This is a genomic window from Variovorax atrisoli, assembly GCF_014195185.1.
Lineage (GTDB): Bacteria > Pseudomonadota > Gammaproteobacteria > Burkholderiales > Burkholderiaceae_C > Variovorax > Variovorax atrisoli.
In genome coordinates this window covers 170,567-183,412 of sequence record NZ_JACIBG010000004.1, presented here as the reverse complement: position 1 = coordinate 183,412, position 12,846 = coordinate 170,567, and the positions used below count along the sequence as shown (strand labels likewise).

The window sequence follows — 12,846 nt, the reverse complement described above, 5'->3', positions numbered from 1 at the left end:
ACCATGGCCTTCGGTCGCACATCACTGGGCAGCGCCGCCGGCGGCGGCGGACGCGCCATGGGCGGCGGGGCGCAGCGGCCGCTGTCCGACATCAACGTCACGCCGCTGGTCGATGTGATGCTGGTGCTGCTGGTGATCTTCATCATCACCGCGCCGCTGATGGCCAGCTCGATCAAGCTCGACCTGCCGCAGACCGACGCCGGCCAGCCCAACGACGCACCCAAGTTCGTGAGCCTGTCGGTCGACGCCTCGGGCAAGGTCTTCCTCAACGACAAGGCCGTGACCGACGAGGAACTGGCGCAGCAACTCGAGAAGGCCGCTGCCGACAGCAAGGACACCGAGGTGCAACTGCGCGCCGACCAGACCGTGCCCTACGGCAAGGTGGTGGCGCTGATGGGTATCGCGAACAAGGCGGGGCTCAGCCGCATCGGCTTCGTGACCGAGGCGGAGCCGGCGCCGCAGAAGCTGCCTCGCTGATCTGACTCTTTTTTCGTGGACACCGCGGAACCGGCTTTGCCGGGCCGCAGGTGTCGCCCCCTGCAAGGGGGTGGGCGGCCACACGAAGTGGGCAAGCCTGGGGGTTAGCCAAGTACCACAGGCTTCGTACGCCAGATCTCGTGCGCGTACTGCGCGATCGTGCGGTCCGACGAGAACACCCCCATCCCCGCCACGTTGAGGATCGCCTTGCGCGTCCACGCGTCCGAATCGCGGTAGAGCGCGTCGACCTCCGCCTGCTTCGCCACGTAGCTCGCGTAGTCGGCCAGCAGCAGGTAGTGGTCGCCCCAGTTCACCAGCGCGTCGTAGATGCCCTGGTAGCGCGAGGGCTCGCCGGGCGAGAAGGCGCCGTCGCGGATCGCGTCGAGCACGCGCTTGAGTTCGGCGTTCTCCTCATAGATGTCGCGCGGCTGGTAGCCGCGTGCGCGGATGTCGGCCACCTCGGGCGCGGTGTTGCCGAAGATGAAGATGTTCTCGGGCCCCACGCTCTCGCGCATCTCGACGTTCGCGCCGTCCAGCGTGCCGATGGTGAGCGCGCCGTTGAGTGCGAACTTCATGTTGCCGGTGCCCGATGCTTCCGTGCCCGCCGTGGAGATCTGCTCCGACAGGTCGGCCGCCGGCATGATGACCTCGGCCAGGCTCACGCTGTAGTTCGGCAGGAACACCACCTTCAGCAGCTTGCCCACGCGCGCGTCGGCGTTGATGGTGGCGGCCACGTCGTTGATGAGCCTGATGACCAGCTTGGCCATCGCATAGGCCGACGCCGCCTTGCCCGCGAACACCACCACGCGCGGCACCATGTCGATCGGCGTGCCCGCGGCCTGCGCGTCGAGGATGCGGTGGTAGCGCGTCACCACGTGCAGCACGTTGAGCAGCTGCCGCTTGTACTCGTGGATGCGCTTGACCTGCACGTCGAACATCGCGTCGGTGTCGATGTCGATCTTCAGGTGCTGTTCCACCCAGTTGGCCAGCCGCAGCTTGTTCTCGCGCTTGGCGTGGCGGAAGGCGCGCACGAAGGCCGGCTGCGCGGCCATGGGCCTGAGCGCCTCCAGCTGCGAGAGGTCGCGCCGCCAGCCCTTGCCGATGCGCTGGTCGAGCAGCGCCGCCAGCGGCGGGTTGGCCTGCGCCAGCCAGCGCCTGGGCGTGACGCCGTTGGTCTTGTTGTTGAAGCGCTCGGGAAAGATCTTCGCGAAGTCCGAGAAGATCGACTGCTTCATCAGCTCCGAGTGCAGCCCCGACACGCCGTTGACCGAGTGGCTCGCGAGCACCGCCACGTAGGCCATGCGCACGCGGCGCTCGCCGGTCTCGTCGACCAGCGAGAGGCGGCGCATCAGGTCCACGTCGTTGCCCACCTTCTGCGTCACCGTGGCGAGGAACCTCGCGTTGATGTCGTAGATGATCTGCAGGTGCCGCGGCAGGATGCGCCCGAGCATCTCCACCGGCCAGGTCTCCAGCGCCTCGTGCATCAGCGTGTGGTTGGTGTAGCTGAACACCTTCTGCGTGTGCGCCCAGGCCTCGTCCCACGGCATGCCGTGCTCGTCGAGCAAGAGGCGCATGAGCTCGGGCACGGCCAGCACCGGGTGCGTGTCGTTCAGGTGGATGCTGACCTTCTCGGAGAGCTGGTCGAAGGTCTTGTGGTTGCGCAGGTAGCGGCGCAGCAGGTCCTGCACGCTGGCGCTGCAGAAGAAGTACTCCTGGTGCAGGCGCAGCTCGCGGCCCGAAGGCGTGGAGTCGTCGGGGTAGAGCACGCGCGAGACGTTCTCCGAGTGGTTCTTGCTCTCCACCGCCTGCATGTAGTTGCCGCGGTTGAAGGCCGAGAGGTCGATCTCCTCGGTGGCGCGCGCCGACCACAGCCGCAGCGTGTTGGTGGCCTGCGTGCCGTAGCCGGGGATGATGGTGTCGTAGGCCACCGCCAGCACGTCGTGCGTGTCGACCCAGTCGGCCGCGCCCGATGCGGCGCTGGCGCCTTCGCGCTTCTGCACGTGGCCGCCGAAGCGCACGCGGTAGTTCACCTCGGGCCGCTGGAACTCCCACGGGTTGCCGCGCGTGAGCCAGTAGTCGGGAGTCTCCACCTGCTGGCCGTCGACGATGCGCTGGCGGAACATGCCGTACTCGTAGCGGATGCCGTAGCCCATGCCCGGCACGCCCAGCGTGGCCATCGAGTCGAGGAAGCAGGCCGCCAGCCGGCCCAGGCCGCCGTTGCCCAGCGCCGCGTCGGGTTCGCGCTCGGACAGCGCCGCCATGTCCACGCCGAAGTCGGCCAGCGCCTCGCGCACGGTGTCGTACAGGTCCACCGCCAGCAGCGCGTTGGTGAATGTGCGCCCGATCAGGAATTCCATCGACAGGTAGTAGACGCGCTTCAGGTCCTGGGCGTAGTTGGCGCGCGTGGTCATCATCCAGCGCTCGACCAGCTGGTCGCGCACCGCCTGCGAGGTGGCGTTGAGCCAGTCGTCCTGGCTGGCGGCGACGGGGTCCTTGCCGACCGCGTAGATCAGCTTGTTGGCCACCGCGCGCTTGAAGGCCGCGACGTCGCGGTCGGGGTGGTCGTAGGCGAAGTCCTTGATCGTCATGGGGCACTCCCGGAAGAGGGTTGTTTGATGCTTTGCCGGTACACGTCGATGTATTGCGCGGCGGCCGTGGCCCAGTCGGCCGGCCGGCGCATGGCGTTGCCGCGCACGCGGCGCCAGTCGGGGCCGCGGTCGTAGAGCGCGAAGGCGCGGCGCAGCGCGCGGGCGTAGTCCGCGGCGTCGAAGCGGTCGAACACGAAGCCGGTGGCCTCGCCGCTGGCGAGGTCTTCCAGCGAGCTGTCGACCACCGTGTCGGCCAGCCCGCCGACGCGTCGCACCAGCGGCAGCGCGCCGTACTTGAGGCCGTACATCTGCGTGAGGCCGCAGGGCTCGAAGAGCGAGGGCACCAGCGTCACGTCGCCGGCGCCGAACATCTGGTGGGCCAGCGTCTCGTTGTAGCCGATGGTCACGGCCACCGACTGCGGCGCGGCCGCCGCGCGCTGGCGGAAGGCTTCCTCCAGCCAGGCCTCGCCGCTGCCCAGCAGCGCGAGCTGCCCGCCCTGGGCGAGCAGCGCGTCGAGCCCGCCGAGCACCAGGTGCAGGCCTTTCTGCTCGGTGAGCCGGCTCACGACGATGAAGAGCGGCGCGTCCGGCCGCTCGGCCAGGCCCAGCTGGTGCTGCAGCACCGACTTGCAGCGCGCCTTGCCCGCCATGTGGCGGCCTTCGGGCGTGTGGTAGCCCTGCACCAGCGCGGCGTCGGCGGCGGGGTTCCAGACCTTGTCGTCGACCGCGTTGAGGATGCCGCTCAAGGCTGCGCTGCGCTGGCGCAGCAGGCCGTCGAGCCCGCAGCCCTGCTCGGGCGTCTGGATCTCCAGCGCGTAGGTCGGGCTCACGGTGGTGAGGCGGTCGGCGAAGTACAGGCCGCCCTTCATGAAAGAGATCTGGCCGTGGTACTCGAGGCCGTCCATCTGGAACGCGCTGCCCGGCAGGCCGAGCTCCGCGAAATGCCAGGGCGCGAAGATGCCCTGGTAGGCCAGGTTGTGCACGGTGAAGACGCTGCCCACGTGCGGCGCGCCGGACTGCCGCGCGAAGTGCAGGTAGGCCGGCGCGAGCGCGGCATGCCAGTCGTGCGCGTGCACGACCTCGGGCTGCCACTGCGGATCGAGGCCCTGCGCCAGCTGCGCGGCCGCCCATCCGAGCAGCGCGAAGCGGCGGTGGTTGTCGCCGTAGGGCTGGCGCGAGGCGTCCTCGTAGGGGTTGCCGGGCCGGCCGTAGAGCGCCGGCGCGTCGATCACGTAGGCCGCGATGCCGGGCGTTCCGTCGATGTCGATGTGCCCGAGCCGCAGCCCGAAGCCTTCGCCCCAGGGCGCCTCGAAGGAGGCCACCGGCGCGAGGTCGCGCACGCCGGCCACGATGGCCGGGAAGCCCGGCAGCAGCACGCGCGCGTCCTGGCCGGCGGCGGTGAGCGCCAGGGGCAGGGCGCCGGCGATGTCCGCCAGTCCGCCGGTCTTGAGGAGGGGAAAGAGTTCTGCGCTGACCTGGAGTATTCGCATCGTTGTCAGTGGGTGCTCTCGGGTCAGGTGGCCGCGAGGCGCTTGAGCATTTCCCGGGTGACCAGCACGACGCCGTTCTCGGTGCGCTCGAAGCGCGCGGCGTCCGCCTCGGCATCCTCGCCGATCACCATGTCGTCGGGGATCACGCAGGCGCGGTCGATCACCACGCGGTTCAGCCGCGCGCCGCGGCCCACCTCCACGTCGGGCAGCAGCACGGCCTCGTTGATCTCGCAGAAGGAATGCACGCGCACGCCCGAGAACAGCACCGAGCTGCTGACCTTGGAGCCCGAGACGATGCAGCCGCCCGAGACGATGGTGTTGACCGTCATGCCGTGGTGGCCGTTGCGGTCGAGCACGAACTTGGCCGGCGGCAGCTGCCGCTGGTAGGTCCAGATGGGCCAGTCCGTGTCATAGATGTCGAGCTCCGGGGTGATGGAGGCCAGGTCGAGGTTGGCTGCCCAGAATGCATCAATCGTGCCCACGTCGCGCCAGTAGGTCTTGGCCTCCGGCCCGCGCGAGGCCCGCGTGACGCACGACATGCCGAAGGGATGCGCCAGCGCCCGGCCCTCGGCCACGGCGCGGGGAATGATGTCCTTGCCGAAGTCGTGGCTCGAATTCGGGTTCGCGTTGTCCTCCTCGAGCAGCCGGTAGAGGTATTCGGAGTCGAACACGTAGATGCCCATGCTCGCCAGCGCCGTGTCGGGTCTGCCGGGCATGGCGGGCGGGTCGGCGGGCTTCTCCAGGAATTCGGTGATCCGGCGGTCGTCGTCCACGGCCATCACGCCGAAGGCCGTGGCCTCCATGCGCGGCACCTCGATGCAGCCGACCGTGCAGCCCAGGCCGCGCTCGGCGTGGTCCTTCACCATCAGCGAGTAGTCCATCTTGTAGATGTGGTCGCCGGCCAGCACCACCACGTAGTCGTGCTTGGTGGAACGGGTCTGGATGATGTCCAGGTTCTGGAACACCGCGTCGGCCGTGCCGCGGTACCAGTTCTCGTCGCCCATGCGCTGCTGCGCGGGCAGCACGTCGACCATCTCGTTGAGCTCGGCGCGCAGGAAGCTCCAGCCGCGCTGCAGGTGGCGCATGAGCGAGTGCGACTTGTACTGCGTGACCACCGCCATGCGCCGGATGCCCGAGTTGAGGCAGTTCGACAGCGCGAAGTCGATGATGCGGAACTTGCCCCCGAAGTACACCGCCGGCTTGGCGCGCCGGTCGGTCAGTTGCTTGAGGCGGGAGCCGCGCCCGCCGGCCAGCACCAGGGCGATGGTGCGGCGTACCAGCTGGTGGGCCTGAAGCTCTTGCTGTTGCGGCTGCGAAGGCAGCGCTTGCGGTGTGGGCTTGTCCATCCTGAGTCTCCGTTCGTTTGTTCGTTCGTTGGGTGTTCGCCAGGCCGGAATGCGCCGTGATTCAGAGTTTCTTCTGCATCGAGACTAGCACCGTGCCGGGCGGCTGGCTTCTACGTTCTTGCAACCCCGATGCTCGAGAAAGGCACTTGCGCAGTGCCGTCCAGCGCCTGGGGGTGCTCGCCCGGATCCGCCTGCGGATCGGTGCCCAGGCAGAGACGCCACGCGCCCGGCGGCAGCGTGAACGACACGGCCTGCGGCCCGGCGTTCACCATCACCAGCCATGAGATCGCATCGCCGGCCTGCGCTGTCGTCGAGGTTGTCGTTGCGGTTGTCGTCGTCGTTGTTGTCCCATCGACGAAGTGGATTGCAAGGGCCGTGCCCGTGCCGTTCCAGTCGTCGGGCGTCATCGGTTCGCCGTCGGGGCGCAGCCAGCGGATGCGGGGGAACGAGCCGTCGGGCGGCGCTTCGGCCGGCCACCAGTGCGTGCTGCGCAGGGCGGGGGCCTCGCGGCGCAGCGCGGCCAGGCGCGCGACGAAGGCGCTCAGCACGGCCGGGTCGCTGCCGGGGGCGGAGGTGCCGATCCAGGCGAGCCAGGTGGTGTCGTTGTCCTGGCAGTAGGCGTTGTTGTTGCCCTTCTGGCTGTGGCCGAGTTCGTCGCCGGCCAGCAGCATCGGCGTGCCCTGCGACAGCATCAGCGTGGCGAGCAGCGCCCGCTGCAGCCGCGTGCGCATGGCCAGCACCGCGGGGTCGTCGCTCGGCCCCTCGACGCCGCAGTTGTTGCTGAGGTTGTGGCCGTGGCCGTCGCGGTTGTCCTCGCCGTTGGCGAGGTTGTGGCGCTCGTCGTAGCTCACCAGGTCGCGCAGCGTGAAGCCGTCGTGCGCGGTGATGAAGTTGACGCTGGCCGTCGGCGCGCGGCCACGATGCGCGAACTCGGTGCTGGAGGCCGTGAAGCGATGCGCGAAGCTGCCCAGCCCGGCGCGGTCATCGGCATGCGCCTGCCGCAGCCAGAAGCCGCGCTGCGTGTCGCGGTAGCGGTCGTTCCATTCGAGCCAGCCCGGCGGGAACCCGCCGAGGCGGTAGCCGTCGGGGCCGATGTCCCAGGGTTCGGCGATCAGCAGCGTGCGCGACAGCACCGGGTCCTGCGCGATGGCGGCGAAGAAGGGCGCGCGCGCATCGAAGCCGCGCTGTGCGTCGGCGCGCCCGAGCACCGGGGCGAGATCGAAGCGGAAACCGTCGACGCCCATCTCGCAGGCCCAGAAGCGCAGGCTGTCCATCACCAGCTGCAGCACGCGCGGCTCGCCGAGGTTCAGGCAGTTGCCGGTGCCGGCCCAGTTCTCGTAGAGCGAGCGGTCGTCTTCGCGCAGGTGGTAGTAGAGCGCGTTGTCGATGCCGCGCATCGACAGCGTCGGGCCGAGCTCGTCGCTCTCGGCGCTGTGGTTGTAGACCACGTCGATCACCAGCTCCATGCCGCGCGCGTGGATCGCGTCGGCCATCGCGCGGAACTCGCCCGCGGGCGTGGTGCCGGGGCGGCCGCTCCAGTAGCGGGCCTCGGGCGCGAACCAGCCGATGGTGTTGTAGCCCCAGTAGTTGCTCAGGCCCATGCGCAGCAGGCGGGGCTCGTCGGCGCGGTGCTGCACGGGCATGAGGCTCAGCGTGGTAATGCCCAGGCGCTGGAGGTGGTCGAGCACGGCGGGCTCGGCGAGGCCGGCGTAGGTGCCGCGCAGCGGTGCGGGGACCGCGGGGTTGAGCTTGGTCTGGCCCTTGACGTGGAGTTCGTAGAGGACGCGGTCGCCTGCTGCGATGCGGGCGTGGCCCGGTGCTGCGAAGGGGCGGGGAGCCGCTACCCGGGCCTTGAGGGCGATGGCGGCGTTGTCTCGGGTGTCCCGCTTTTCGGGATGCGCCGGGTCGTGGCCGAGGAAGAGGTCGCTGCCGTCGTAGGTGCCTGCGATTTCGCGGGCGTAGGGGTCCAGGAGCAGCTTCGACGGGTTGAAGCGCTGGCCTGCTCCCGGGTTCCAGGGGCCGTGGACTCGGTAGCCGTAGACGAGGCCTGGCTTGCCGCTGGGCAGGTGGCCGTGCCAGATGCCGTCTGTGCAGGTGGGGAGGCGCAGGCGTTGTTGTTCGTTCTTGCCTGTGGTGTCGAAGATGCAGAGGTCTACGGCTTCTGCTGTGGGGGCTGCTATTGCGAAGTTGACGCCCTGTTGCGAGGGGGTTGCGCCTAGGGGGTACTGATTGCCTGGGCTCAGCATCGTGCTTGCTCTCGATGGGGGTTGCTTCCCGAGGCCGGGACTCGCCCCGGCGGGCGACCTACTTTTCTTTGCTTCGCCAAAGAAAAGTAGGCAAAAGAAAGGCGACCCCACTGTCTGCGACCCCTTCGCTGCGCTACGGGGCAACCTGCGGTGCTCGCGTTTCGCGGGGTCTCGCAGAACTCGCTTCGCTCAAACAGCTGCGAGCCCTGATCCGCGAAACGCTGCGCTCCTCGGCGCAGCCAGAGGGGAGGGGAGACGCACGGGCCTTTGCTTCGCTCGGCCACCAAGGCACAGCAAGCGCTTCGCGCTTGCTGTGCTTGGAACGGATCGTCAAGTTTGGTGAAACCGCAGGGGTTCGATGCGTGGCCGAGCGAAGCGAAGGCCAGTCCGTGCTGTTCAAGGGCCGAGCGCAGCGATGGCCTGTTTGGTGCCCAACTCCCTTCTGGCTGCGCCGAGGAGCGCAGACGTAGGAGGGACAAGGGCCGCAGCTGTCTGAGCGCAACGCAGTGGAGCGAGTTCTGCGGACCCCCTCCTACGTCGAGCACCGCAGGTTGCCCGTAGCGAAGCGAAGGGACGCAGACAGCAGGGTCGCCTTTCTTTTGCCTACGTTTCTTTGGCGAAGCAAAGAAAAGTAGGTCGGCCGCCGGGCCGAGACCCGGCCTCGGGAAGCAACCGCCAAACAGAGTCTCACGAAGCCAGAGCAACGAGCAGCCCCCCGAAAAGCAACCCAACCCCAAAAATCAAACCAGCACCCACATCAAAGTACCCAACGGCGGCACATCCACAGAAACCGAATCCGCCTTCCCATGCCAGGCAACAGCCGAGCTTTCGACAACCCCGTTCCCCACACCGCTCCCCCCATACACGACCCCATCCGTATTGATGATCTCCCGGTAAGCCCCCGCAGAGGGAACACCGAGCCGATACCCCATCCGAGGCACAGGCGTGAAGTTGCAGACCACCACCACAAACCCCCCGTCGCGAGCCCGGCGCACGAACGCGAAGACCGACTGGTCCGAGTCGTCATGCACGATCCACTCGAACCCCCGCGCCTCATGGTCGAGCTCATGCAGGGCCGGAAAGTGCCGATACACGTTGTTCAGGTCGCGCACCAGCCTGCGCACACCCTGGTGCGACGCATGCTCCAGCAGATGCCAGTCAAGGCTGCGATCCGCATTCCACTCCGCGTACTGCGCGAACTCGCCGCCCATGAAGAGCAGCTTCTTCCCCGGATAGGCCCAGAGGTACCCGTACAGGTTGCGCAGTCCCGCGAACTTCTGCCATTCGTCGCCGGGCATGCGCCCGATCATCGAACCCTTGCCGTGCACCACTTCGTCGTGCGACAGCGGCAGCACGAAGTTCTCGCTGTGCGCGTACATCAGCCCGAAGGTGATCTGCCGGTGGTGGTGCTTGCGGTAGACCGGGTCGGTGCCGGCGTAGGCCAGCGTGTCGTTCATCCAGCCCATGTTCCACTTGTAGTGGAATCCCAGGCCGCCGTCCTCGGGCGGGCGGGTGACGCCGGGAAAGCTGGTCGATTCCTCGGCGATGGTCACTGCGCCAGGCCGCTCGATGCCGACCACGCGGTTCATGCGGCGCAGGAATTCGATGGCTTCCAGGTTCTCGCGGCCGCCGAGCGCGTTGGGTATCCACTCGCCCGACTTGCGGCTGTAGTCGCGGTAGAGCATCGACGCCACGGCGTCCACGCGCAGGCCGTCGACGCCGTAGCGCTCCAGCCAGTACAGCGCGTTGCCGACGAGGTAGTTGCGGACTTCCGTGCGCGCGTAGTTGAAGATCAGCGTCTGCCAGTCGTTGTGGAAGCCTTCGCGCGGGTCGGCGTACTCGTACAGCGCGGTGCCGTCGAAGCGGCCCAGGCCGTGGGCGTCGGTGGGGAAGTGCGCGGGCACCCAGTCGAGGATCACGCCCAGCCCCGCCTCGTGCGCCGCCTCGACGAAATGGCGGAAGTCGCCCGGCGTGCCGAAGCGCGAGGTGGGGGCATAGAGGCCGATGGGCTGGTAGCCCCACGAGCCGTCGAAGGGATGTTCGCTCACGGGCAGCAGCTCGATGTGCGTGAAGCCCATGTCGCGCGCGTACGGCACCAGCGTGTCGGCCAGCTCGCGGTAGTCCAGCCACTCGTGGCCGTTCTTGCGGCGCCACGAGCCCAGGTGCACTTCGTAGATGCTGATGGGCGCGTCGCGTCCGTTGGCGGCGGCGCGGCCCCCGGGCATCTTCACCGGCGCGGGCAGGGGCTGCACCACGCAGGCGGTGTCGGGGCGCAGCTGCGCCGAGAAGGCGAAGGGGTCGGCCTTGCGCAGCACTTCGCCCTGCGCCGACAGGATCTCGAATTCGTAGCTGTCGCCCACGGACACGTGCGGCGCGAAGATCTCCCACACGCCGCACTCGCGGCGCAGCCGCATCATGTGGCGCCGGCCGTCCCAGTTGTTGAAGCTGCCGACCACCGACACGCGCTTCGCGTTCGGCGCCCAGACCGCGAAGGCCACGCCCTTCACGCCGTCGATCTCGCGCAGGTGCGCGCCCAGCCGCTCCCACGGCCGCAGGTGCGTGCCCTCGGCCAGCAGCCACACGTCGGTCTCGCCGAGCACGAAGGAGAAACGGTAGGGGTCTTCGAGCCGCGAGGTGTGGGTGTCCCAGTCGACCTGGAACGAATAGCCCATGCGGGCCTCCGCGGCGGGCACGAGGCCGCTGAAGAGGTCGGATTCGGGATGGCGCGTGAGTATCGACAGCGGCCAGCCGGTGCGCGAATGCACCACCGCCACGTGCTGCGCGCCGGGCAGCAGGGCGCGCACGACCAGGCCCTCGGGCGTCTCGTGCGGACCGAGCACGGCGAACGGGTCGCCGTGCTCGGCGCGCATCAGCGCGTGGATTTCGGACTCCGGAAGGGGCTTGACGGGCATGTTGGATGGGCTCAGCTGGGTTCTTCGCCGGCGGGCGCGCCGAAGAAGACGCCGTACGGCGTCAGCTGCAGCATGCGCTTTCCGTCCGCGGTGTGGATGACGGATGTCTCCGCCAGCGGCTGTCCGACAACAGGAGCAATGCCGTGGGGCAGCGGTATCGCTGCCGGCTCGCCGCCGAAGTTGAAGATTGCCTGCATCGACGAAGCGCCGTCGCCGTGCCGCTCGAAGTGCAGCAGCTGCGGCGCCGGCGTGTCGAAGAAGCGGATGGCGCCGGTGCGCAGCAGCGGCTGGGTGCGCCGCCAGTGCAGCAGGGTGCGGCTGAAGGCGAGCATCGAGTCGGGGTCGGCGGCCTGGCGCTCGATGGCCAGCGGCAGGTGCGGGCCGTACACCGGCAGCCAGGGCGTGCCGGTGGTGAAGCCGCCGTTGGGTGCTTCAGGGGTCCAGGGCATGGGCGTGCGGCAGCCGTCGCGGCCCTTGAACTCGGGCCAGAAGGCGCGGCCGTACGGGTCCTGAAGCAGCTCGAAGGGCACCTCGGCCTCGGGCAGGCCCAGTTCCTCGCCCTGGTAGATGCTGGCGCTGCCGCGCAGCGAGAGCAGCAGCGCGAGCCAGAGCCGGTCGCGGCGGGTGTCGGGCGCGCCGCCGCCGCTCCAGCGGGTGGCGACGCGCGGCACGTCGTGGTTCGAGATCGCCCAGCAGCCCCAGCCGCCGGTGTGCGCGAGCGCTGTGTCGAGCGCCTCGACCTGGTGGCGCAGGTGCGCGGGGCTGTGATCGGCCGTCAGCAGGCTGAAGCTGTAGGCCAGGTGCAGGCGCTTGCCGAGCTCGGTGTACTGGGCCATGACCGGCGGCGCGTTCTCGTCGCCGACCTCGCCCAGCGCCACCGCGCCGTATTCGTCGAGCAGCCGGCGCAGCCCTTCGAGGAACGCCAGGTTCTCGTGCTGGCTCTTGTCGTACAGGTGCTGCTGCATCGCGTACGGGTTGTCGGCGCGCACCGTGCTGACTTCGCCGATGGAGGCCAGCGTGGCCGGCGGGTTGTCGCGCAGCAGCGCGTCGTGGAACTGGTGGTTGCAGGCGTCGAAGCGGAAGCCGTCCACTCCGCGCTCGCACCAGAAGCGCACCTCGCCCAGCAGCGCCTCCTGCACTTGGGGGCAATGGAAGTTCAGGTCGGGCTGTTCGGCCAGGAAGCTGTGCAGGTAGTACTGGCGACGGCGCGAGTCCCACTGCCAGGCCGGGCCGCCGAACACCGACAGCCAGTTGGTCGGCGGCGTGCCGTCGGGCTTGGGGTCGGCCCAGACGTACCAGTCGGCCTTGGGGTTGTCTCGCGAGCTGCGGCTTTCGGCGAACCAGGCGTGCTGGTCGGAGGTGTGCGAGAGCACCTGGTCGATGACCAGCTTCAGGCCCAGCTCGTGCATGCGCGCCAGCATGGCGTCGAAGTCGGCCAGCGTGCCGAAGAGCGGATCGACCGCGCGGTAGTCGGACACGTCGTAGCCGAAGTCCTTCATCGGCGAGCGGAAGAACGGCGACACCCAGATCGCATCGACGCCGAGGCTGGCCACGTGCTCCAGCCGGGACGTGATGCCCGGCAGGTCGCCGATGCCGTCGCCATTGCTGTCCATGAAGCTGCGCGGGTAGATCTGGTAGATCACCGCGCCGCGCCACCATTCGCTGTTGCTGCCGTCGGTTTTGCTGCTGGCCATGCCGGTCCCTGTGGTCTGAAATCATTGTGGCATGCGAAATCCGGGCCAGTGGGGCCGGTGATGCTGCCGGGTGGGGCGGCCATGCGGGGCGGC

Annotated in this window: 7 protein-coding genes; 1 reads left to right on the top strand and 6 read right to left on the bottom strand. The window is 68.9% G+C overall.

What is annotated here, in order from left to right; translation table 11 throughout:
* Nucleotides 1-3: 3 nt before the first annotated feature.
* Entirely contained in the window at nt 4-477 is a 474-nt protein-coding gene (locus tag FHY06_RS16030) for an ExbD/TolR family protein (RefSeq protein WP_132799947.1), read from the top strand.
* A gap of 104 nt (nt 478-581) precedes the next feature.
* On the opposite strand, the gene FHY06_RS16025 is transcribed toward FHY06_RS16030, so the two are convergent.
* The 6 genes from FHY06_RS16025 to FHY06_RS16000 all read right to left on the bottom strand — a co-directional run bounded on the left by FHY06_RS16025 (nt 582) and on the right by FHY06_RS16000 (nt 12,753).
* On the bottom strand, nt 582-3,065 hold the full coding sequence (locus tag FHY06_RS16025; RefSeq protein WP_126184007.1) for a glycogen/starch/alpha-glucan phosphorylase: 2,484 nt from the start codon (nt 3,063-3,065) through the stop codon (nt 582-584).
* The gene (gene glgA / locus FHY06_RS16020) at nt 3,062-4,555 is read right to left on the bottom strand and encodes a glycogen synthase GlgA (RefSeq protein WP_184605759.1); all 1,494 of its coding nucleotides are present in this window, start codon (nt 4,553-4,555) and stop codon (nt 3,062-3,064) included. The genes FHY06_RS16025 and glgA overlap by 4 nt, the downstream gene beginning before the upstream one ends.
* A 23-nt stretch (nt 4,556-4,578) precedes the next feature.
* On the bottom strand, nt 4,579-5,901 hold the full coding sequence (gene glgC / locus FHY06_RS16015) for a glucose-1-phosphate adenylyltransferase (protein WP_019655583.1): 1,323 nt from the start codon (nt 5,899-5,901) through the stop codon (nt 4,579-4,581).
* Between the two features lie 110 nt (nt 5,902-6,011).
* A complete protein-coding gene (gene glgX, locus FHY06_RS16010; protein WP_184605758.1) occupies nt 6,012-8,147 on the bottom strand; it encodes a glycogen debranching protein GlgX in 2,136 nt (711 codons plus the stop codon).
* 740 nt (nt 8,148-8,887) lie between these two features.
* Nucleotides 8,888-11,059, bottom strand: coding sequence for a 1,4-alpha-glucan branching protein GlgB (glgB, locus tag FHY06_RS16005; RefSeq protein ID WP_184605757.1), 2,172 nt, complete (start codon nt 11,057-11,059; stop codon nt 8,888-8,890).
* Between the two features lie 11 nt (nt 11,060-11,070).
* Nucleotides 11,071-12,753, bottom strand: a complete 1,683-nt coding sequence (locus tag FHY06_RS16000; protein WP_184605756.1) for an alpha-amylase family glycosyl hydrolase — start codon at nt 12,751-12,753, stop codon at nt 11,071-11,073.
* Nucleotides 12,754-12,846: the final 93 nt, after the last annotated feature.

Bases quoted from the DNA above. Each gene is read 5' to 3' on its own strand.
- glgA (WP_184605759.1), bottom strand. From the start codon at position 4,555: ATGCGAATACTCCAGGTCAGCGCAGAACTCTTTCCCCTCCTCAAGACC.
- FHY06_RS16025 (WP_126184007.1), bottom strand. From the start codon at position 3,065: ATGACGATCAAGGACTTCGCCTACGACCACCCCGACCGCGACGTCGCG.
- glgX (WP_184605758.1), bottom strand. From the start codon at position 8,147: ATGCTGAGCCCAGGCAATCAGTACCCCCTAGGCGCAACCCCCTCGCAA.
- FHY06_RS16000 (WP_184605756.1), bottom strand. From the start codon at position 12,753: ATGGCCAGCAGCAAAACCGACGGCAGCAACAGCGAATGGTGGCGCGGC.
- glgC (WP_019655583.1), bottom strand. From the start codon at position 5,901: ATGGACAAGCCCACACCGCAAGCGCTGCCTTCGCAGCCGCAACAGCAA.
- glgB (WP_184605757.1), bottom strand. From the start codon at position 11,059: ATGCCCGTCAAGCCCCTTCCGGAGTCCGAAATCCACGCGCTGATGCGC.
- FHY06_RS16030 (WP_132799947.1), top strand. From the start codon at position 4: ATGGCCTTCGGTCGCACATCACTGGGCAGCGCCGCCGGCGGCGGCGGA.